Annotated in this window: 18 protein-coding genes and 1 pseudogene; 16 read left to right on the plus strand and 3 right to left on the minus strand. The window is 70.0% G+C overall.

The annotated features are described in order from the left end of the window. The 4 genes from ABD378_RS22380 to ABD378_RS22395 form a co-directional block, all read left to right on the plus strand. Positions 1-378: dienelactone hydrolase family protein (locus ABD378_RS22380; RefSeq protein ID WP_486389303.1), on the plus strand; the 378-nt coding region annotated here is incomplete at its 5' end. A gap of 62 nt (positions 379-440) precedes the next feature. Continuing rightward, complete coding sequence (locus ABD378_RS22385) at positions 441-998, plus strand: PadR family transcriptional regulator (RefSeq protein WP_344522888.1); 558 nt, start codon at positions 441-443, stop codon at positions 996-998. 66 nt (positions 999-1,064) lie between these two features. Further along, entirely contained in the window at positions 1,065-2,786 is a 1,722-nt protein-coding gene (locus tag ABD378_RS22390; protein ID WP_344522890.1) for an acyl-CoA dehydrogenase family protein, read from the plus strand. Positions 2,787-2,982: 196 nt separating this feature from the next. Beyond that, positions 2,983-3,441, plus strand: a complete 459-nt coding sequence (locus tag ABD378_RS22395) for a hypothetical protein (RefSeq protein ID WP_344522892.1) — start codon at positions 2,983-2,985, stop codon at positions 3,439-3,441. A gap of 63 nt (positions 3,442-3,504) precedes the next feature. Here ABD378_RS22395 and ABD378_RS22400 read toward each other — a convergent pair whose 3' ends face one another. Beyond that, on the minus strand, positions 3,505-3,921 hold the full coding sequence (locus tag ABD378_RS22400; RefSeq protein ID WP_344522894.1) for a Fur family transcriptional regulator: 417 nt from the start codon (positions 3,919-3,921) through the stop codon (positions 3,505-3,507). Between the two features lie 392 nt (positions 3,922-4,313). Here ABD378_RS22400 and katG point away from each other — a divergent pair, with 392 nt between their 5' ends. Further along, positions 4,314-6,527 (plus strand): catalase/peroxidase HPI, encoded by a 2,214-nt coding sequence (gene katG, locus ABD378_RS22405; RefSeq protein ID WP_344522896.1) that lies wholly within the window; start codon positions 4,314-4,316, stop codon positions 6,525-6,527. Between the two features lie 60 nt (positions 6,528-6,587). Here the strand turns inward: katG and ABD378_RS22410 are convergent, their stop codons facing one another. After that, positions 6,588-7,931 (minus strand): Gfo/Idh/MocA family protein, encoded by a 1,344-nt coding sequence (locus ABD378_RS22410; protein ID WP_344522898.1) that lies wholly within the window; start codon positions 7,929-7,931, stop codon positions 6,588-6,590. Between the two features lie 333 nt (positions 7,932-8,264). Between ABD378_RS22410 and ABD378_RS22415 the strand changes: the two genes are divergently transcribed. Genes ABD378_RS22415 through ABD378_RS22450 form a run of 8 tightly spaced genes read left to right on the plus strand, consistent with a single transcriptional unit; the run spans position 8,265 to position 16,645 of the window. Next, positions 8,265-9,383 carry a Gfo/Idh/MocA family protein gene (locus tag ABD378_RS22415; RefSeq protein WP_344522900.1) on the plus strand — a complete coding sequence of 373 codons (1,119 nt, stop codon included), beginning with the start codon at positions 8,265-8,267 and terminating at the stop codon, positions 9,381-9,383. Continuing rightward, positions 9,380-10,321: a DUF6807 domain-containing protein gene (locus tag ABD378_RS22420; protein ID WP_344522902.1), complete on the plus strand. Its 942-nt coding sequence runs from the start codon at positions 9,380-9,382 to the stop codon at positions 10,319-10,321. Before ABD378_RS22415 ends, ABD378_RS22420 begins: the two co-directional genes overlap by 4 nt. Further along, entirely contained in the window at positions 10,315-11,061 is a 747-nt protein-coding gene (locus tag ABD378_RS22425; RefSeq protein ID WP_344522904.1) for a cupin domain-containing protein, read from the plus strand. The genes ABD378_RS22420 and ABD378_RS22425 overlap by 7 nt, the downstream gene beginning before the upstream one ends. Positions 11,062-11,117: 56 nt before the next feature. Further along, positions 11,118-12,401, plus strand: coding sequence for an ABC transporter substrate-binding protein (locus tag ABD378_RS22430; RefSeq protein WP_344522906.1), 1,284 nt, complete (start codon positions 11,118-11,120; stop codon positions 12,399-12,401). Next, positions 12,398-13,357 carry a carbohydrate ABC transporter permease gene (locus ABD378_RS22435; protein ID WP_344522908.1) on the plus strand — a complete coding sequence of 320 codons (960 nt, stop codon included), beginning with the start codon at positions 12,398-12,400 and terminating at the stop codon, positions 13,355-13,357. Before ABD378_RS22430 ends, ABD378_RS22435 begins: the two co-directional genes overlap by 4 nt. Further along, positions 13,354-14,223 carry a carbohydrate ABC transporter permease gene (locus ABD378_RS22440; protein ID WP_344522910.1) on the plus strand — a complete coding sequence of 290 codons (870 nt, stop codon included), beginning with the start codon at positions 13,354-13,356 and terminating at the stop codon, positions 14,221-14,223. The genes ABD378_RS22435 and ABD378_RS22440 overlap by 4 nt, the downstream gene beginning before the upstream one ends. Next, positions 14,220-14,825: a hypothetical protein gene (locus tag ABD378_RS22445; protein WP_344522912.1), complete on the plus strand. Its 606-nt coding sequence runs from the start codon at positions 14,220-14,222 to the stop codon at positions 14,823-14,825. The genes ABD378_RS22440 and ABD378_RS22445 overlap by 4 nt, the downstream gene beginning before the upstream one ends. After that, complete coding sequence (locus tag ABD378_RS22450) at positions 14,822-16,645, plus strand: hypothetical protein (protein WP_344522914.1); 1,824 nt, start codon at positions 14,822-14,824, stop codon at positions 16,643-16,645. The genes ABD378_RS22445 and ABD378_RS22450 overlap by 4 nt, the downstream gene beginning before the upstream one ends. On the opposite strand, the gene ABD378_RS22455 is transcribed toward ABD378_RS22450, so the two are convergent. Continuing rightward, positions 16,571-17,377 carry a class I SAM-dependent methyltransferase gene (locus ABD378_RS22455; RefSeq protein ID WP_344522916.1) on the minus strand — a complete coding sequence of 269 codons (807 nt, stop codon included), beginning with the start codon at positions 17,375-17,377 and terminating at the stop codon, positions 16,571-16,573. The two genes, ABD378_RS22450 and ABD378_RS22455, sit on opposite strands and share 75 nt — an antisense overlap. A 245-nt stretch (positions 17,378-17,622) precedes the next feature. Here ABD378_RS22455 and ABD378_RS22460 point away from each other — a divergent pair, with 245 nt between their 5' ends. From ABD378_RS22460 to ABD378_RS22470, 3 genes and pseudogenes are all read left to right on the plus strand, one after another. After that, positions 17,623-19,977, plus strand: a complete 2,355-nt coding sequence (locus tag ABD378_RS22460; RefSeq protein ID WP_344522918.1) for a collagenase — start codon at positions 17,623-17,625, stop codon at positions 19,975-19,977. Between the two features lie 171 nt (positions 19,978-20,148). Beyond that, on the plus strand, positions 20,149-21,045 hold the full coding sequence (bdeA, locus tag ABD378_RS22465; RefSeq protein ID WP_344522920.1) for a bis(hydroxyethyl) terephthalate hydrolase: 897 nt from the start codon (positions 20,149-20,151) through the stop codon (positions 21,043-21,045). A gap of 192 nt (positions 21,046-21,237) precedes the next feature. Continuing rightward, positions 21,238-21,979 (plus strand): annotated as a pseudogene (locus ABD378_RS22470) (LuxR family transcriptional regulator); the annotation flags it as partial.

The raw sequence follows: 21,979 nt of genomic DNA on the forward strand, positions 1-21,979 counted from the left end.
GAGGCGGGCCGTCAGCTCGAAGAGGCGGGCCATGCCTTCCTCGTCGTGCTGGGCGTCGGTGCCGCGGCGGCGCTGCGGGCCGCCGCGGACGACGCGGATGTGGGGGCGGTGGTGTCCCGGGGCGGTCGGCCCGATCTCGCCGCGCCCCGCCTCGGCGACGTACGCGCACCGACCCTGCTGATCGTCGGCGGGGACGACACGAGGGTGCTCGACCTCAACCGTGCCGCCCAGGCGGAACTGCGCTGCGAGAACCAGCTTGAGGTCGTCCAGGGGGCCACGCATCTCTTCGAGGAACCCGGAGCCCTCGACGAGGTCGCCGAGTTCGCCCGGGAATGGTTCGTCAGGCACTTGGCGGCAGACGCCGGTCGGCCCGGGTGAGCCGTGTCTCACCAGGACGGCGCCACTTGTCTATGCAACGAGTTGCATAGCAGGATCGGGGCATGGCACTGGAGCACGCGATTCTCGTCTCGCTGCTGGAGAAGCCGGGCTCCGGCTATGAGCTGGCCCGGCGTTTCGAGCGGTCCATCGGATACTTCTGGACCGCCACCCACCAGCAGATCTACCGCGTCCTCAAGCGCATGGAGAGCGACGGCTGGATCGACGTCCGAGAGGTGCCTCAGCAGGCGCGGCCGGACAAGAAGGAGTACTCCGTCGCTGCCCTCGGGCGGGCCGCGCTCTCCCAGTGGCTGCACGAGCCCATCGAACCCGAGAGCGTGCGGCACGAACTCGCCGTGAAGATCCGTGGCGCGGCCTTCGACGACCCGGCGGCGCTGATCCGCGAGGTCGAGCGGCACCGCCAGGCGCACACCGAGCGTCTCGCGCGCTATCTCGCGGGGGAGCGGCGTGACTTCACCGGACCCGAGGCGCCCGCAACGCCCGATGCCGGGCAGGAGCTCCAGCACGTCGTGCTGCGCGGCGGCATCGCGTACGAACGCATGACGCTCGCCTGGCTCGACGACGTACTCGCCACCCTCCACCGGCTCGGCCCTGCGGGCTGAACCGGCCCAGCGCTCCCCGCCATCACCACCCCTCACCACCCTCCCGAGCCGGAAAGGCGAACACCCATGGCCGACCCGCTGCTGTTCAACCCGCGCACCTACGACCCGACGCACTTCGACCCCGAGACCCGCAGGCTGCTGCGCGCGACCGTCGACTGGTTCGAGGCCCGTGGCAAGCGCCGGCTGATCGAGGACTACCGCACGCGCGCCTGGCTGGCGGACTTCCTGGAGTTCTCCGCCAAGGAGGGTCTTTTTGCCACCTTCCTCACCCCGGCATCCGCCGCGGACGGGAAGCAGGACGCGCGCTGGGACACCGCCCGGATCGCAGCCCTCAACGAGATCTTCGGCTTCTACGGGCTCGACTACTGGTACGCGTGGCAGGTGACCATCCTCGGTCTCGGCCCGGTCTGGCAGAGCGAGAACGCGGCTGCCCGCACGCGCGCGGCCGAACTCCTCACCCAGGGCGAGGTGTTCGCCTTCGGCCTGTCCGAGAAGACCCACGGCGCCGATATCTACTCCACCGACATGCTGCTCGAACCCGATGGCGACGGCGGCTTCCTGGCCAGCGGCTCCAAGTACTACATCGGCAACGGCAACGCCGCCGGTCTGGTCTCCGTCTTCGGCCGCCGCACCGACGTCGAGGGCCCCGACGGTTACGTCTTCTTCGCCGCCGACAGCCGCCACGAGGCCTACCACCTGGTGAAGAACGTCGTCGACTCCTCGAAGTACGTCAGCGAGTTCCGCCTGGAGAACTACCCGGTCGGCCCCGACGACATCCTGCACACCGGCCGTGCCGCCTTCGACGCCGCCCTCAACACCGTCAACGTCGGCAAGTTCAACCTGTGCACCGCCTCGATCGGCATCTGCGAGCACGCGATGTACGAGGCCGTCACCCACGCCACGGGCCGCATCCTCTACGGCCGCCCCGTCACCGCGTTCCCGCACGTGCGCCGCGAGCTGACCGACGCGTACGTCCGCCTCGTCGGGATGAAGCTGTTCAGCGACCGGGCCGTCGACTACTTCCGCTCCGCGGGCCCCGACGACCGCCGCTACCTGCTCTTCAACCCCATGACGAAGATGAAGGTGACCACGGAGGGCGAGAAGGTCATCGACCTGATGTGGGACGTCATCGCGGCCAAGGGCTTCGAGAAGGACAACTACTTCGCACAGGCGGCCGTCGAGATCCGCGGTCTGCCCAAGCTGGAGGGCACGGTCCACGTCAACCTCGCCCTGATCCTCAAGTTCATGGGCAACCACCTGCTGAACCCGGCCGAGTACGAGCCCGTGCCGACCCGCCTGGACGCGGCGGACGACGACTTCCTCTTCCGGCAGGGGCCGGCCCGTGGCCTGGGGGCCATCCGCTTCCACGACTGGCGCACCGCCTACGACGCGTACGCCGATGTGCCCAACGTTGCCCGCTTCCGCGAACAGGCCGACGCCCTCTGCGAGTTCGTCACCACGGCCGCCCCGGACGAGGAGCAGAGCCGCGACCTCGACCTTCTCCTCGCCGTCGGCCAGCTGTTCGCGCTTGTCGTGCACGGCCAGCTGATCCTGGAGCAGGCGCGCCTGACGGGGCTGGAGCAGGACGTGCTCGACGAGCTGTTCGCCGTTCTCGTACGCGACTTCTCCGCGCACGCCGTCGAACTGCACGGCAAGGACTCCGCCACCGCGGAGCAGCAGAGCTGGGCGCTGGGCGCGGTGCGGCGCCCGGTCGTGGACGAGGCCCGCTCGGCGCGGGTGTGGGAGCGCGTCGCGGCGCTGGCCGGGACGTACGAGATGGCCCCGTAGCCAGAAGCCCCCGGCCCGCGTGCCGGGCCGGGGGCAAACGGGTCGGCCCAGCCGCGCAGGGCTAGCGGTCCGCCGACCGCCATGAGCGAAGCCGAAGGAGACGGAAACGGAGACGGGTGGGGGGACTGGCGCCAGGCGGTGCTTCCCTGCGCGGGGCGTCGTACCCGCCCAAAGGTTTCCGCCGCTGAAGAACTGAGTGCCTGAGCCGTGCGCGGAAGCTGCGCTCAAGGTTCTGGCGCGCAGCCCGGGCCACGTCGACGAGATCCGCACAGCCTCTGGCTTCCCCTTCAAGGGCAAGCTCCAGCATGTCATCGAGGATGTTCCTCAACCTGCACACGTCGCGCCACATCTGCTTCGACACGTCGAGGTTCAGAGCGTGATAGGAGTCGATGAACTCGTCGTGAGCGGCGATTGCTTGCTTGGCCAAGTCGGGATTGGTTGCCTGTCCACCGGTCTGCGCAAGCATGACCGAAAGCTGCCGAGAGCGTCGTTGAGCGACCAGAAGATTTGTGTATGTCGTGCGCAGGGACGTTCTGGTCTGGTGTTCCAGCTCGTATCTCTTCACGACGAGGCCGGCGGCGAGCCCGATGAACATGGCTGCGCAGAACGCGTTGACGGCCCCGATCGCCAGGGCTTCCCCGAAGTCGAGCTGTGAGAGTGGCATGGCCCTGAGACTGTCTTGCCGACGGTCGGCGATGTCAACGTCATCCGTCGCGGCTCACCCCCGAGCGGCGCACTCCGGGCAAAGACCCCGATAGGTCACCGAGGCCTCGGAGACCGTGAAGCCGAAGCGCTCGGAGGCCGGCAGTGCGGCCAAGGGGTCGGCGGCGGGGTGTACGTCGCGGATGGCGCCGCAGCCCGAGCACACCAAGTGCTGGTGGGGGTGGTGGGCGTTGGGGTCGTACCGCTTCGCGCGGCCCGTGGACACCTCGATCACCTCGCCGAGGGAGACCAGCTCACCGAGGGTGTTGTAGACCGTGGCACGAGAGATCTCCGGCAGCCGGGCAGTGGCGCGCGCGAGCACCTCGTCCGCCGTCAGGTGGACGTGTTCACCGTCGAGCACCTCGGCGATCACACGGCGTTGAGCGGTCATCCTCCAGTCACGTCCGCGGAGCCGTTCCAGGAGATCGCTCATGCTTACCAGCCTAACTGTGCATCGTCTGACGACTGAATTCGTACGGACCCGTCTGTCGTATTGACTTGGACTTGGTCCATCGTAGGATCAGTTCCGGCCGACGGCCAAGGGACAGGACAACAGCAGGGAACAGCACGTGACTTCAGGAGACGGGTCCGTTCGCCCCGGCATCCGGTACCCCGCTCGCGCGGAACCAGTCCAGCGAGCAGGCGGGCGTCCGAGGCCTGGAACTGAACCAGCTCCGCCCGGAACTGATCCAGGACTCCGTCCCGCTGGAGAAGCCTGCCCCCTCAACCGCGACGAGGCCCGTGCCGCCCCTGGGCGCCGCCCCCGACCGTTTTGCCGTTCGCAGTTCCTGAGCACCGTGATCCGCCCCGTCCGGAAGGATTTCCATGACTGAGAACCATGACGCGATCGTCACCGACCCGAAGCCGGAAGAGACCGGCGGTTGCCCGGTCGCGCACGGTCGCGCGCCGCACCCGACCCAGGGCGGTGGAAACCGCCAGTGGTGGCCGGAGCGGCTCAACCTGAAGATCCTCGCCAAGAACCCCGCCGTGGCCAACCCCCTGGGCGAGGAGTTCGACTACGCCGAGGCGTTCAAGAGCCTCGACCTCCCTGCCGTGAAACGGGACATCGCCGAGGTCCTCACCACCTCGCAGGACTGGTGGCCCGCCGACTTCGGCAACTACGGCCCGTTGATGATCCGCATGGCCTGGCACAGCGCGGGCACCTACCGGATCAGCGACGGCCGCGGTGGCGCCGGTGCCGGACAGCAGCGCTTCGCGCCGCTCAACAGCTGGCCGGACAACGTCAGCCTCGACAAGGCCCGCCGGCTGCTGTGGCCGGTGAAGAAGAAGTACGGCCAGAACCTCTCCTGGGCCGACCTCATGGTCCTCACCGGAAACGTCGCCCTGGAGACGATGGGCCTCAAGACCTTCGGCTTCTCCGGCGGCCGCGCCGACGTCTGGGAGCCCGACGAGGACGTGTACTGGGGCCCCGAGACCACGTGGCTCGACGACGAGCGCTACACCGGCGACCGCGAGCTGGAGAACCCGCTCGGCGCGGTCCAGATGGGTCTCATCTACGTCAACCCCGAAGGCCCCAACGGCAACCCGGACCCGGTCGCCGCGGCCCGCGACATCCGTGAGACGTTCCGCCGCATGGCGATGAACGACGAGGAGACCGTCGCGCTCATCGCGGGCGGTCACACCTTCGGCAAGACCCACGGCGCGGGACCGAGCGAGGCCGTCGGCGACGACCCCGAGGCCGCGCTCATGGAGCAGCAGGGCTTCGGCTGGAAGAACAGCCACGGCACCGGCGTGGGCAAGGACGCGATCACCAGCGGTCTCGAGGTCATCTGGACCACCACGCCCACGAAGTGGGGTCACGACTTCTTCAAGCACCTCTTCGAGTACGACTACGAGCTCACCCAGAGCCCGGCGGGTGCCAACCAGTGGGTGGCGACGAACGCCGAGGCGATCATCCCCGACGCCTTCGACACCTCGAAGAAGCGCCTCCCGATGATGCTCACCACCGACCTGTCACTGCGCTTCGACCCGGTCTACGAGCAGATCTCGCGGCGCTTCTACGAGAACCCGGACCAGTTCGCGGACGCGTTCGCCCGCGCCTGGTACAAGCTGACGCACCGTGACATGGGCCCGATCGTGCGCTACCTCGGCCCGGAGGTGCCCGACGAGGTGCTGCTGTGGCAGGACCCGCTGCCGGCGGCCCAGGGCGAGCCGATCGACGCCTCGGACATCGCCTCGCTCAAGGAGCAGATCCTCGGCTCGGACCTCACCACCGAGCAGCTGGTCTCCGCTGCCTGGGCCGCGGCGTCCTCCTTCCGCGGCAGCGACAAGCGCGGTGGCGCCAACGGCGGTCGTATCCGCCTGGAGCCGCAGCGCAGCTGGGAGGTGAACAACCCGGACGCCCTCGCGCAGGTGCTGCGTACGCTGGAAGGCATCCAGTCGTCCTTCAACTCCGGTGCCAAGAAGGTCTCGCTGGCGGACCTGGTCGTCCTCGGCGGCTCCGCGGCGGTCGAGAAGGCGGCCAAGGACGCAGGTGTCCAGGTCGAGGTGCCGTTCACGCCGGGCCGTGTCGACGCCGCACAGGAGCAGACGGACGTCGAGTCGTTCGCCGCACTCGAGCCGACCAACGACGGCTTCCGCAACTTCGTCGGCAAGGGCAACCGCCTGCCGGCCGAGTTCCTGCTGCTCGACAAGGCGAACCTGCTGACTCTGAGCGCGCCCGAGCTGACGGTCCTCGTCGGCGGTCTGCGCGTCCTGGGCGCCAACCACGCTGGGTCGAAGCACGGCGTGTTCACGGACAAGCCGGGCACCCTGTCGAACGACTTCTTCGTCAATCTGCTCGACATGGGCACGACCTGGAAGTCGACGTCCGCGGCGCAGGACGAGTTCGAGGGCCGTGACGCGAGCGGCGCGGTCAAATGGACCGGTACCCGCGCCGACCTCGTCTTCGGCTCGAACTCCGAGCTGCGTGCGCTCGCCGAGGTCTACGCGAGCGATGACGCGAAGGAGAAGTTCGTGAAGGACTTCGTCGCGGCCTGGGTCAAGGTCATGAACCTCGACCGGTTCGACCTCGTCTGAGCCTGAGTTCTCTGATCGTCACGTCCGGGCCGGCCCTCACGGGTCGGCCCGGACGTCCTTTCAGCCATCCATGAGGCTCCGTGCGTCGACCGGCAGCCCCGTGACGAAGGACTGGTTCGCGGCGAGGCCCGTGGCCAGGGAGCGGGCTCCGTCACCGGCGTCCGCCGCGCGCCCCAGGGAGTCCGCGTCGCCGGGGCCCCGCTCGCCGAAGAGGTCGGCCAGCATGCGCACGTCCCCGCCGCCGTGCCCGCCCTCGCCCGTGGGCACCTTCACTTCCCGCGGCTCCTCCCAGAAGCGGCGCAGCAGCAGTTGCGTACGGCCTGCCTCGTCCCCGACCGCCGCCCCGTGCATCACGGCGCTCGCACCCTCGGTCCGCACATCGGGGCGCGTCCAGGTGGATTCCTCCACGAGGAGTTCGATGCGTCCCTCGCTGCCGTTGAAGGCGATGCGATAGCCCTCCCAGGGTGCGTACGCGGTGAGGTGGTACGTGAGGGTCGCGCCGGAGGAGTAGCGCACGAGGACCGCCATGTCGTCCTCGATGCTCACCCCGGGGCCGAACACGTTCTGGTCGCGGTGATAGCCGTCCTCCGCCTCGGCGTCCAGGTACAGGGCGCTGAGCACGGACGAGTCGGCCAGGCGGATGGCGAAGGGGTCGCTCTCGGCGGCGGACGAGCCATGGGCGCGGGCGTAGTCGCGGGCCAGGCCGCGGCGGTTGCCCGCGTCGTCGCCGTAGAAGAAGAGCCCGCCCTGCGCGTAGACGGTCTCGGGCCGCGCGCCGAGCCACCAGTTGACCAGGTCGAAGTGGTGGGTGGCCTTGTGCACCATCAGGCCGCCGGAGTTCGCCTTGTCGCGGTGCCAGCGGCGGAAGTAGTCCGCGCCGTGCCGCAGGTCGAGCAGCCACTCGAAGTGCACCGAGCCGACCTCGCCGATCGCGCCGTCCGCGATGAGCTCGCGCACGGCGGAGTGCACCGGGTTGTAGCGGTAGTTGAAGGCGACGCGGACCTCACGGCCCGTGCGGCGCTGGGCGTCGAGGATGCGGCGGGCGCGCTCCGCGGTCGTGGTCATCGGCTTCTCGGTGACCACGTCACAGCCCGCTTCGAGGGCCCGCACGATGTAGTGGTCGTGGAGGTGGTCGACGGTGCAGACCACGACGAGGTCCACGCGTTCACGGCGCAGCATGTCCTCGAAGCCGTCCGCGGAGTATGTGGGTACGGGTGGGCGGCCGGGGTGGGCGGTCGCGATCCAGTCGTTGTGGACGGCCATGCGGTGCGTGTTGACATCGCAGAAGCCGGCAAGGTCGATCCGGTCCGCGTAGGGACCGGCGAGCGCCTCGGTGAAGAGCTGGGCGCGGGCGCCGAGTCCCACCACGGCACAGCGGCGACGGCGCGTGGTGTCGAAGGGCATGCGGGATTCCGTTCGGGGAGAAAGACGTGCGGGGCGGGGTGTCCGGAGGCGGGCGGCACGGCGGGCGGTGATCGCGCGGCAACCGTTGCAGGTGCGACCGTGCCGGACAAGAGGGTCTGAACGAACGGGCCGCTTCGCCCCCTTGGGGGATCTCCACCGGCGGCGATGAATTTCCTGGTCGGCGCGGGGGCGGCGGGCAGTCGGCGGGAAACGTTCGCTGTCCACATATTGAGTCGTTTCAGATTTCGGCTCCGAGGTCTTGTCCTGACATTCCCGCGATGCCTAGGGTCGGCACCGGTGCAAGCGCTTTCTAAGCTCGTTCGAGGAGACCGTATGTCCTCCACCCCCACCCGTCTACGTGCCGCCGTCGTCGGCACCGGCGGCATCGTGACCGGCAGTCACCTGCCCGCCCTGCGGGCCCACTCCGACCGGATCGAGCTGAGAGCGGCCGTCGACGTCGACCCGGCCCGCCTCGCCGCCTTCCGGGCGGAGGCGGGGGAGTTGGGCATGGACGTCGAGGGCTACGCCGACTTCGACGCGATGCTCGACGCGGTCCGCCCCGACCTGGTCCTGATCGGCACCCCGCCGTCGCTGCACCGGAACCAGACCGTGGCCGCGCTGAAGGCGGGCGCGTGGGTGCTCTGTGAGAAACCGCTGTGCCTCTCGCTCGCCGAGTACGACGAGATCGCCGCCGCCGAGGAGGCATCGGGAACGTACGCCTCGGTGGTCTTCCAGCACCGCTACGGCTCGGGCGCCGTCCACGCCCGTGAGCTGATCGCGAGCGGCGAGCTCGGTTCGCCCCGGGTCGCGCACTGCCAGACCACCTGGCACCGGGACAGCGCCTACTACGCGGTGCCTTGGCGTGGCCGGTGGGAGAGCGAGGGCGGCGGCCCCACCATGGGACACGGCATCCACCAGTTCGACCTGCTCCTGCACCTGCTCGGCGACTGGACCGAGATCCGCGCCATGGCGGCCCGCCTCGTCCACGACACCGAGAGCGAGGACGTCTCGACCGCCCTGGTGCGCTTCGAGAGCGGCGCGCTCGCCACCGTCGTCAACAGCGTCCTGTCCCCGGACGAGGTCAGCCGCATCCGTGTCGACTGCGCCGACGCGACGGTCGAACTCACGCACCTGTACGGGCACTCCAACGGCGACTGGGCCTACACCCCGGCCCCGCACGTCGATGCCGGGCGCGCCGAGGCCTGGCGCACGCCCGCCGCCGATGTGCCCAGCTCGCACGCCGCCCAGCTCGGCGCCCTCCTCGACGCCCATGAGCAGGGCGTACGGCCGCCGGGCAGCGGCGCCGAAGCCCGCCGCACCCTCGAATTCGCCGCCGCGCTCTACAAGTCGGCGTTCACCGGACAGCCGGTGCTCGCGGGCGAGATCGCCGCCGGTGACCCCTACTACCCGGCCATGCACGGCAGCCACCCGGACTGGAGCCCCGAGCGATGACGATTCAGGTCACCCACACCCACGGCGAGCGGATCACCGTCAGGTCGGGCGGTGTCGAGCTGCTCAGCTACGTCTACGCACCCGACCCGGACCCCTTCGAGGCTCGCAAGCCGTACATCCACCCCCTGCGCACCCTGGCAGGCCACCAGGTCTCGGGATACCGCCCGAACGACCACCGCTGGCACAAGGGCCTTCAGATGACCGCGAGCCACCTGTCGGGGCAGAACTTCTGGGGCGGCAACTGCTATGTCCACGGCGAGGGTTATCTGCGCCTGCCGGAGCGGGTCGGATCCATGCGCCACGACGGCTTCTCCGTCCTGGACGTCGAGGACGACCGCCTCAGCCTCGCCGAAGAGCTCACCTGGATCGAGAACGGCGGCCAGGAATGGGCCAGGGAAGAGCGCGGCATCACCGTCCACTCGGTCGACGAGGAAGCCGGATCCTGGGCCCTGGACTGGTCGATCCGCCTGACCAACATCCGTGACGAGCCCCTGCACTTCGGCTCGCCCACGACAGCGGGACGCGAGATGGCCGGATACACGGGCCTGCAGTGGCGCGGGCCGCGCGACTTCACCGGCGGCGCCGCCTTCGGCCCCGACGACGAGGACGACGAGGACGACGAGAAGGACACGGGTGAGCTGATGGGCACCCAGGGCCCCTGGCTCGCCTTCACCGCCGAGCACGACGACGTCGACGCGCACTCCACGCTCGTCTTCGCGCACGCGCCGGAGAACCTCGACAAGGCCAGCGCGATCCATGACTCGCACTGGTTCGTCCGCTCCGAGCCCATCCCGACCGTCGCCTTCTCCTGGGCGTTCTTCGAGGAGTTCGAGCTGGCCCCCGGCGCGTCCTTCACCTACCGCTACCGCGTGGTGGTCGCCGACGGCGCCTGGGACCGCGACCGCGTCGCCACGCACCTGAAGGGACTGACATGGTGAGCCTTCCGCACCCGCTGCCCGGAGCCGTCGGCCTCTCCCACCTGAGCGCCTACACCTGGGAGGCCGCCGACGGCGTCTGCGGCGGCAGCCCCCATCTGCACCTGGTGTGCACGGAGGCGTATGTCGTCACCGGTGGCCGCGGAGCCGTCCAGACGCTCAGCCCCGACGGCTACCGCGAGGTCCCCCTGGAAGCGGGCTCGGTCGCGTGGTTCACTCCCGGCACCGTGCACCGCATGGTGCAGGGCGGCGACCTGCGGATCACGGTCCTGATGCAGAACAGCGGCCTGCCCGAGGCCGGGGACGCCGTCTTCACCTTCCCGCCCGACGTGCTCGCCGACCCCGAGCGGTACGCGGCCGCTGCGAGGCTGCCCGCGAAGGAGGGCCCGGAGGCCGAAGCCGCCGCCCGCAAACGGCGTGACCTGGCCGTCGAGGGATACCTGCCGCTGCGCGAAGCGCTGAGGGCCGGGGACAACGGCCCCTACCTGGAGTTCCAGCAGGCAGCGGCCCGGCTCGTGCGGGACAAGGTCCCCACCTGGCGTGAGCTGTGGCGGGCCGGGGCTCTTGCCACCGCCGAGCGCACCGGCGCCCAGCTCGACGCGCTGGAGTCCGGCAGCCCCGACTACCTCGCGGGATCGGGCTCGTACGACAGCCGCCCCTCCCGCCTCGGTGGGTACGGCATGTGCGGGCGCCGCGACGAATACGAACTGCCGGGCACCACGCTCCCGTACCACGGCGAGTAACCGCCCCCTCTACAAAAAACCCCGTCAAGAAACCAGAGAGGAGAGGTGTCATCGGCATGCCCGGAAACAGGACAAAGTGGTCCTGCGCGACGGTCGCGGTGCTCACGCTCAGCGTGCTGCTCACCGGCTGCGGCGGCTCGGACGAATCGAGCGGCGGCGGCAAGACCGTTCTGCGCTACACCTGGTGGGGCAACCCCGACCGGGCGGCCCGCACCCAGGAAGCCGTCGCGCTGTTCGAGAAGGAGCACCCCGGGGTCGAGGTGCAGACCTCGTTCGCGGGCTACGAGGCGTACAAGCAGAAGCTGGCCACCCAGGCGGCGGGCGGCGACGCCCCCGACGTGATGCAGCTCGACTACCGGCAGATCGACCAGTACGCGTCCGGCGGCATCCTCCTCGACCTCGCGGAGCAGAAGAAGGCGCTGCGCACCGACGAGATCGACCCCGGCCTCCTCGCCACCGGCGTCGTGGACGGCACTCAGTACGCGATCCCGCAGGGCCGCGGCACCGAGGCCGTCGTGTACGACGCCAAGCAGTGGAAGGAAGCCGGGGTGACACTCCCGAGCAAGGGCTGGACCTGGGGCGAATGGGCCGACGCCATGCGGGCGTTGGCGAGGAAGACCGGCAAGCCGGGCTCCGTCGACCCCGGACAGAGCGAGGACTGCTTCGAGGTGTGGCTGCGCGGCCAGGGCAAGGTCCTCTACACGAAGGACCGCGGACTCGGCTTCACGGCCGATGACCTGACCCGCTGGTGGACCTTCACCGACAAGCTGCGGCGGGAAGGCGCGGTGTCGGCCGCCGAGCAGACCACACAGCTCGACGGATCGGTCGAGAACCAGCCGCTGGCCCGCGGCACAGCCATGTCCGACTTCAACTGGGACGCGCCCGCCAGCGGATACACGGCGATCGTGGGCGAAGAGCTGACCCTCGCCCCGATGCCGTCGGGCGCGGACGGCACACCCGGCCAGTACTTCAAGCCCTCGATGTTCATGGGCGCCGCGGCGAGCACCGAACACCCCGAGGAATCGGCCGAGTTCATCGACTTCATGATCAATGACGAGAAGGCGGCGGCGATACTCGGCGCCTCCCGCGGCATCCCCGTCAACGAGCCGATCCGCGACGACATCGGCCCTGAACTCAAGGACTTCGACAAGACCGTCGCCGACTACCAGGACTCCGTCGACGGCACCCTCAAAGCCCCGCCGAAGGCCCCGCCCACCGGCGACAACTCCCTGCAGACCACCTTCCAGCGCGACTACGACCAGGTGTCGTTCGAGCAGATGACACCCCGCGAGGCCGCAGAGGACTTCATCACCGAGGCGAAGGCGGAGCTGAGGTCATGACCACCACCGACATACCAGCGAAGACCGTGCGGACGAAGACCCCCGCACCGCCGCCGCGACAGCGCGGCAGGCTCCGGCGCGAGGGCGCCGCATGGGTGTTCCTCTCGCCCTGGGTGCTCGGCGCCGTCGTCCTGACGCTGCTTCCGATGGCCGTCTCGCTGTATCTGTCCTTCACCGACTACGACCTATTCAATGCCCCGCGCTGGGTGGGCTTGCGCAACTACGTCCAGATGTTCACCGAGGACCCGCGCTACTGGCGCTCGGTCGGCGCGACCTTGATGTACGTCGTCATCGCCGTGCCGCTGCAACTGGCGCTCGCGCTCGCCGTCGCCCTCGCCCTGAAGTCCATGAAGCGCGGCAAGTCCTTCTACCGGTCAGCCTTCTACGCCCCTTCGCTGCTCGGTGCGTCCATGTCGATCGCCCTGGTGTGGCGGGCGGTCTTCAACGACGGTGGCACCGTCGACAACCTCCTGTCGGACATCGGCATCCACACCGGCGGCTGGGTCAACAAGCCCGGCTGGGCCCTTCTCGCTGTGGCGCTCCTGACGGTCTGGCAGTTCGGCGCCCCCATGGTCATCTTCCTGGCGGGCCTGCAGCAGATCCCCGTCGAGCTCTACGAAGCGGCGGCGGTGGACGGGGCGAGCCGCAAGCGGCAGTTCATCTCCATCACGCTGCCGATGCTGTCGCCGGTGCTCTTCTTCAACCTGGTGCTCCAGACCATCCAGGCCTTCCAGGTCTTCACCCCGGCCTTCGCGGTCAGCGGCGGCAAGGGCGGCCCCGCCGACTCCACCCTCTTCTACACGCTCTACCTCTACGACCGCGGCTTCGTCGCCTCCCACATGGGCTACGCCTCCGCCATGGCCTGGGTCCTGCTGATCGCCATCGGAGCCGTGACCGCGGTGCTCTTCCGCACCTCGCGCTCCTGGGTCTTCTACGCGAACGAGGGGGAGCGATGACCACCACCACTGCCACCACCGCGGGCCGACGGTCCTTTCCCTGGCGCAGGGTCGCGCTGCACGCCGGATGCCTGGCCGCTCTCCTGGTGATGCTGTATCCGCTGGCCTGGCTCGTCGCCACGTCGCTCAAGCCCGCCGACGAGGTGATCGCGAGCCTGAACCTGCTGCCGAGCAAGCTGGAGTGGTCGAACTACACCACCGCCCTCGACGGCGTGGACGACGTGTCCGTCGGGCGGCTGCTCTCCAACTCCCTGCTGATCGCGAGCGGCGCGGTCCTCGGCAACGTCCTGAGCTGCTCGCTCGCCGCATACGCCTTCGCCCGGCTGCGCTTCCGCTTCCGGGGGCCGCTCTTCGCCTTCATGATCGCGACGATCATGCTGCCGCACCACGCCATCCTGATCCCGCAGTACATCATCTTCAACCAGCTCGGCATGGTGAACACCTACTGGCCGCTGATCCTGCCGAAGTTCCTCGCCACCGAGGCCTTCTTCGTCTTTCTCATCGTCCAGTTCATGCGCGGACTGCCGCGCGAGCTGGAGGAAGCCGCCAGGATCGACGGCTGCGGTCCGTTCCGGAGCTTCTTCCTGGTCGTCCTGCCGCTCACCAGGCCCGCCCTGATCACCACGGCGATCTTCACCTTCATCTGGACGTGGAACGACTTCTTCACCCAGCTCATCTATCTCTTCTCGCCGGAGAAGTTCACGCTGACGCTGGCACTGCGGTCGTTCGTGGACGCCTCCAGCCAGTCGGCGTTCGGCCCGATGTTCGCCATGTCGGTGATCGCGCTCCTGCCGATCGTGCTGTTCTTCCTCGCCTTCCAGCGCTTCCTGGTCGAGGGCATGGCCAACTCCGGGGTCAAGGGATGAGCGCGCGGGCCCGCGAGACGGGCGAGATATTCGGGCCGCGGATGACCCTGTTCGCGGATGTCCTTGCCCTCGGCGTGGTCACGGCGCTCGCCTGTCTGCCGCTGATCACCGCCCCTGCCGCGCTCTCCACCGCCTGCGCCGTCGTGCGCGGCACCGGGGACGGCCAACCCGCCACGGCGCGGCGGTACTTGGCGCTGCTGCGTGAACGGCTGCGTCCCGGTGACCTTGCCGCGGGTGCGGTCGCCCTCGCCGGGGTGCTGCTGTTCGCGGCCGATCTGGCGCTCGCCGGGGCGGGTCTTCCGGGTGCCCGCGTCTTCGCCGTGACGGCCACGGCGATCGGAGCGTGCGCCGTGATCGTGGGCCTGCGCGCCTGCGCCCGCCCCGAATCGTTCAGCGACTGGCGCGCCGCGGTGCGCGGTGCCGCCGGTGACTCGGCGCGGGACGTGGGCGGCAGCGCCCTGGTCCTGCTCGCCCTCGCGGCGGGCGCGCTCTGCGCCTGGATGATGCTGCCGCTCGCGTTCCTCGTGCCGGGGCCGCTGGCCCTGGCGCTCACCGCCATCGACGTACGCAACGTACGCCTGCCCCAAGGGGAGACAGCGTGATAGCCCGCAGGACCTTCCTCGCCACCTCCGCCACGGCCACCGCAGCGGGGATCGGGGCCGTCTCCGGCCGGACCGCGGCAGCGGCGGACGGCGCCACGTCCGAACAGTCCCCGCAGGACGCGGAGTTCATCGGCCTCCTCACCACCGCGGCCGATGAGCGTGCCGCCGCCGTCCTCGACACCTACGACGGCAACATCACCGAGCTGCGCGACCTGGGCAAGGCCCGCGTCGCCGCCCGGAGCCTGCGCACCCTCACCTCCGTCCATGTGCACGCCGCATCCGCGTACCACCACGACGGCGCGCTCCTGGTCCCGATGGGCAAGCTCGCGGACGCCCTCGCCGACGAGCAGTTCGACGACGGGCTGTGGGACCAGGGCGCCGTCCACTCACCGCCCGACACCGCCTTCTCCGTCGTCGACCTCAACATCGCCTACGCCCTCCTCGACAAGGACGGCGAACGGTCCACCACGAAGCTGCGAGGCACGATCGAGCGGATCCTGCGCAAGGCAGGACCCGGCCTCGCGAACGGCGGTGTGCACACCGCCAACCACCGCTGGCTGGTGTGCTCCGCGCTCTCCCGCGTCCACCGGCGCTGGCCCGACGCCTCGTACCCCCGGCGCATCGACGCCTGGCTCGCGGAGGGCATCGACCAGCTCCCGGGCGGCGAGTACAGCGAGCGCAGTCCTACCTACTCGGCGGTGGTGACCAACCCGGCCCTGCTGACCATCGCCCGCTTCCACGCCAGGCCCGACCTGTACGCACACGTACGGGACAACCTCACCGCCTCGCTCTACGTCACCGAGCCCAACGGCGAGGTGGAGTCCGTCCATTCGCGGCGCCAGGACCAGGCGGCGCTGCGCCAACTGCCCGAGTTCTGGCTCCAGTACCGGGAGCTGGCGATCCGCGAAGGCAACGGAACGTTCGCGGCGGTCGCCGAGCTGCTGCGGGAGCGCGGCGCCGGGCAGACCTTCGGCGAGACCCCGCTGGGCGACCGGCTCGCCGAGGTCCTCGACCGGCCCGAGCTGGCCCGCGCGCTGCCGGCGGTGAAGGCGCTGCCGACCGACTTCGAGCACCACGACGACAGCTGCGGTCTCGTGCGCGTCCGCCGCGGCGAGCGCACGGCGAGCATCTTCGGCGGCACGGACCTGCCCGAGGTGCACGCCATCTCATCGGGTCTCTCCACCAACCCCACGTTCTTCAAGATGCGCAAAGGCGCCGCGATCCTCGACTCGCTGCGGCTGTCCCCGCAGTTCTTCTCGCTCGGACCCTTCCGGTCCGAGGATCTCGAACGGCGGGGAGACGCGTGGCGGCTGCACGCGGAGGTCCGTGCGGCCTTCCACCAACCGCTGCCACGCCGCCACCGCCGCAAGGACGGGCTCTACCCGCTCACCGACGACGGCCGCTTCTGGTCGGCGATGGACTTCCCGCACCGGCCCAAGGATTACCGGGCCCTGCGCACCGAGATCCTGGTGCGCGAGACGGATGACGGGGGCTGGGACCTGGCCTTCGACGTGTCTCAGTCCGCGGTGCCGCTGGCTCTCGAACTGTGTTTCCGGCGGGGCGGAGAGCTGTCGGGGGAGGGCCTGGAGCCCGTCGCCGGAGCCCATGACACCTACCAGCTCGTCAGTGGCGAGGCGAGCTACACGGTCGGCGACGACCGGATCACCTTCGGTCCTGGCAACGGAAAGGGCGGCAAGCAGCCTCCCGTGGTCGAGCCGGGGGAGCGCTACACCTGGATGAACGGCTCACTCACCCCGGACGGCATCCGGGTACTGATCACCGGCCGTTCGCCGCTGACGTATCGGATGACCCTGCGCTGACCTGCCCTCAGAGCTCCGGGCGATGAAGACGAACTCCCTGCCCGGGCGGTCCGGGGCGTCGCGGATCTCGTCCACGACGTAGCCGTGCGCGGCGAGCGAGGCGGCCACCTCGGCGCGCTCGCGGAAGCGCAGGGTCGAGTCCGAGGTGAGGGTCTCGCCGGTCGCGGTGAGGACGTAGGAGTGGCGGAAGGACACCAGCGGCGGGCTGATGTCGGTGACGTCCACCCAGGTCTCGACGTCACCGATGCCCTCGACGGTGACCGTGCGGTGCGTCGCGGCGCGGTTCCACTCCTCCCACGCCCGCCGGGCCGGGTCGCGGGTCTCGAAGACGAGGTGGCCGCCGGGCCGCAGGGCGGCGTGGATGCCGCGCAGGCTGCTCTCCCACACCTTCGGGTCCACGATCGCCTGGGCCACGTTTGCGGTCATGGTGGCCAGGTCCACCCGCATCTCGGGGAGCGCCGTCGCGTCGCCGCGGATCCACCGCACGCGCTCGCTGCCGGGCTTGGCCCGCGCGACAGCGAGGGAGGCCGCGGCCGGTTCGACGCCGGTCACGCGGAGGCCGTTGTCGGCAAGGAGCAGCGCGAACGTGCCCGTGCCGCAGCCCACGTCGAGCACCTGACGTGCCTTCAGTTCCGCTGCCACATCGGCATATACGTCCAGGTCGCCGCGGTCCGCGTCGAGCGGATCGTAGAGCGCCGCCAGCCTTGGATTCTCGTACGCCTCGTCTGCCACGCGCGGCAGGCTACCAACGGGAGCGAGGGCAAGCGGCGCGAACGGCCTTGATCGACCGGCGAGTTGAGAATCGTCCCGGTGTCTGAGGGGTTGTCAGTACAATTTCACATTACTACGTTACGTATCACATGGCGTAACCCCTGCTCCTCAAGGACCGCTGATTGCCCGGCAGTTGAAGCAGGGAAGTCCCTCCGCGCCATGCGCACGCACTGCTTGCCACACCTCCCACACACCAGGAGCCTGTCGTGCACCAGCCCCGAACCCTGCGCAGATCCGTGGTCGCCGCGGCGATATCCGTGACGCTGTGCGCCACGGCCGCACCGGCCGTTCGCGCGGACGCCCCCGCTCCAGCTCCCGCCCCCGCCCAGCGCGGAGCCGCCGCCTCGCCCGCCGCGCCGGGACCCGAGGCGCCGAGCCCGTTCGACCGGGTCGACCGCCGTGCCACCGCCCCGAAGTCCGCCACCTGGAAGCTCCCCGCTCCCGGCGGACTCACCGAAGGCCGCGTCCCCGGCCCTCGTACGAAGAAGGCGAAGGCCACGGCCGACGTGCCCCGCGCCACCGGCGGCGACGCATCGGTGCCGTGCACGCTCGACGGCGTCACGGGCCTGTCTCCCGCGGAATTCACCGCGTTCCTCGCCGATCCGGCCGTCACCGCGGACGGCTGTCTGCGTGGTCTCATCTGGACCTGGGACAAGCGCCTCGCCCCGGTCATGTCACGCGCGCACATCCAGGCCGTCGCCGAGCGCGTCACCCAGCTCTCCGCGTCTCACGACGGCACCAACGGCAGCCACCTGCTCGAGATGTTCACCTACCTGCATGCCGTCTCCTACCAGGCCTTCTCGCACGACGAGGTCGACATCACCGACCCGAGGACCCTGGCCGCCATGCGAAGGGCCGTGGACGCCTTCGGCACGGCCGCCCACGCCTTCGACGTCACCCGCTCCAACGCCGAGACGCTCCGCGAGGCGCTGACCGCGGCCAGTGCGACGGGGCTGCGCCAACACCAACTCCCGCTCGTCAAGCGGGTCCTGGCGACCATGGACGCCGCCCACCCCGACACCGCCCAGGACACCCGTTGGGCCGGCGCTGCGCTCTCCGCGCTCAGCCTGAACTACCTCGGTGTCTACCCCGGCAACCAGGACGCCGCCTTCCGCGCCGCGGTGTCCGCCGATGCCTCCTACCGAGCCGCCTTCAAGGCGTTCGCCGGATACACCCACCTCAAGGGCAAGCCCAACGCCTGGGTGGTGCGCGACGCGGTGAGCGAGTACGGCCGGTTCGGCCAGATCGACGCCCTGCGCACCGAGATCGTCGCCGGGCTCGGCCCGCTCCTTGACACCACCGCCCGCAACTTCGGTGACGGCAGCGCGCCGTGGGCCAAGGTCGTCACCTGGCTGATCGAGTTCGACGCCTGCAAGCCGTACAAGGTGTGCAAGGGCGACATCGAGCGCCGCCTCTTCCCGCAGACCTACGCGTACGACGGGGGAGGGATGAAGGTCAGGACAGCCCTCGACCGTGACACCGTCGACCAGCTCTACTACGCGAGCAAGCAGGTCAAGGCCCAGTTCCATCGCGTCGTCGGCACCCAGGAACCGCTCGGTGGCGACCCCAACACCAGCCTGAACACCGTCCTGTACGCCTCGCGCGCCGACTACGAGAACTTCCATCCGCTGCTGACCGGCATGGGCACCGACAACGGCGGCGTCTACATCGAGAGGGGCGCGACCTTCTACACCTATCAGCGGCGCGTCCCCCAGGACTCCTCGCTGACGCTCGAGGAGCTGTTCCGTCACGAGTACACGCACTACCTCAACGGCCGCTGGGCGGTGCCCGGCTTCTTCGGTGAGGGGTCTTGGTACGAGGGCGACCGGACGACCGCGATGGACGAGGGCACGGCGGAGTTCTTCGACGGCGCCACGCGCGACGACGGCATCAAGGTCCGCAAGTCCCTGATCCAGGGCATCATCGACGACACCGCGGGCGGCGGTCCGCGCATGAGCGTGGACCGGCTGCTGCACGCCACCTACGACGGGGACGGCTTCCGCTTCTACGACTACGCGGGCGCCTTCTTCGAGTTCCTGTGGACCGAACGCCCCGCGCTGATCAAGGAGATGTACCGCTACCTGCGCTCCGACGACCCGGGTGCCTTCGACGCCTGGCGCGACCGCCTCGGCCGGGACGCGGGGCTGCAGAGCGCCTACGACGCGTTCCTCGACAAGCAGATCGCGCACGTCGACGACCTGTTCGTCCCCGACACCGAGTACGTGCCCGTCGGGAAGCTGCGCGACAGCACGGCCGGCCAGGTCCGCTCCTCGTTCGTCGCGACGACCGGCAATACGCCCGACTGCCGCTCCACCAGCGCCCCCGCGCGCCCGAGGTTCGTGTGCACGGGCCGGATCACCGCGAACCTCGGCGACGCGGCAGACCCCGACCTCGTCTTCAAGGACATGTCCGAGACCGTCGACTACTTCATCCTCGACCGCGCCGCGGGCGGCGACAACAATCTCGCCGACATGAACTGCACCTTCGGCGACGTGGACATCTGGACCAACGGACGCGCCGGGACGTCGGACTACAGCTGCGAGGGTCCCCTGCGCGGCTGACCTGGCTGACCCGGACGGCCCGGCTGGCATCCCTGCGACACCGGTGATTTCGCCGATGTCGGCACCCTGTCAGTACCGCCACGGTGGGGACCGCCAACGAACACGGCGGTCTCCACCCGGGTGTATCTCCCTCCTCCCGCGTGGCTCCGCCACGATCGAGAGGACCCCTCCGTGCGCCTGCACGTCTTCTCCCGCCCAGTGGTGCGGGCAGCTCTGGCCGCCGCGGTCGCCACCGCGGGCCTCTTCGGCACCGGCCTCGCGCCCGGCGCCCAGGCCGCCGCCGACAATCCTTACGAGCGTGGCCCCGAACCGACCGTGTCCAGCATCGAGGCCTCGCGCGGCTCCTACGCCGTCTCGCAGACCAACGTCTCCTCGCTGAGTGTGTCCGGCTTCGGCGGCGGCACCGTCTACTACCCGACGTCCACCGCCGACGGCACCTTCGGCGCGGTCGTCATCTCCCCGGGCTTCACCGCGTACCAGTCGAGCATCTCCTGGCTCGGCCCGCGGCTCGCCTCCCAAGGGTTCGTGGTCTTCACCATCGACACCCTCACCACGCTCGACCAGCCCGCCAGCCGGGGGCGTCAACTCCTCTCCGCGCTCGACTACTTGACCAGGACGAGCTCGGTGCGGGGTCGGATCGACGCCTCCCGGCTCGGCGTGATGGGGCACTCGATGGGCGGCGGAGGAACCCTGGAGGCCGCCAAGAGCCGTACCTCGCTGAAGGCGGCGATCCCGCTGACCGGCTGGAACACCGACACGACCTGGCCCGAGCTGCGGACACCGACGCTCGTGGTCGGCGCGGACGGTGACACCGTCGCTCCCGTCGGCAGTCACTCCGAGCCGTTCTACCAGTCGTTGCCGAGCAGCCTGGACAAGGCGTACCTGGAGCTCAATGGCGCCTCCCACTTCACGCCCAACTCGTCCAACACGACGATCGCGAAGTACAGCATTTCCTGGCTGAAGCGGTTCATCGACGACGACACCCGCTACGAGCAGTTCCTCTGCCCGCTGCCGAGGCCGAGCCTCACCATCGAGGAGTACCGGGGCAACTGCCCTCACGACTCCTGATCCTGATGACCCGTCATGGGGGCCCGTCGTCCGTCGCCGGTCAACCGGCGGCGGACGACGTGTGTCTTCCCCCGGCTCCCCCGGCTCGAGGACTGTGCCCGTGCACACTCGGACGAGGCGGCCGTTGGGGGCGTGCCCAGCCGTGCGGACGTGGGGCTTCCGGGCCGTGTTACGCGGAAGTAACGTGCGGGCGTGACCCTTTCGACGACCGTACCCGGCGCGCTCAGGCTCCCCGAGCTCCACGGACGCGGCGCGGAGACAGCGGCCGTGGAATCCCTGGTGGGGCGATTACGGACCGGGCGAGGCGGAGCGCTCGTCCTGACCGCGCAGCCCGGCCTCGGTCGCACCGCGCTGGTGGAGTACGCGCGGGCGATCGGTGGTCAGCTCCCGTCGGTGCAGCTGTCCGCCCCGGCGCCGCTGCCGCAGGAGGGCCCGCTGCTGGTCTGCGTCGACGACGTGCACACCTGGCACCCCGCGGACCGGTCCGCCCTCCTGGCGGAACTGCGCCGCCTGCCCGTCGAGAGACCCGTGGCCGTGCTGCTCACCCTCGCCGAACACCGCTCAGGGACAGGCGAGTTGGCAGGGTTCGCCACTCTGCGCCTGAGGCCGCTCGACGACAACGCGGCCGCGGCTCTGCTCGAACGGTTCACTCACGACGGTCCGGCCGACACGGTCGTCGGCGCCTGGCTGATCCGCGAGGCCGTGGGGAACCCGCGGCTGCTCGCCGCCCTCGTCGCGGCGCTCACCCCCGACCAACTCGCCGGACGCACCTCGCTGCCCGATCCCCTGCCCGGCGGAGAAGACCTCCTCGACGACTACGCCGCCCGCATCGACGAACTGCCCGCCGACGCCCGCGCCCTGCTGCTGCTCGCCGCGGCGGCCGGGGAGCACGAGCCCGACGGCGCGGGCGCGGACCTCGCCCTGCTGCTGCGGG

The sequence above is a fragment of the Streptomyces rectiviolaceus genome, from assembly GCF_039533825.1.
GTDB classification, from domain to species: Bacteria; Actinomycetota; Actinomycetes; order Streptomycetales; family Streptomycetaceae; genus Streptomyces; species Streptomyces rectiviolaceus.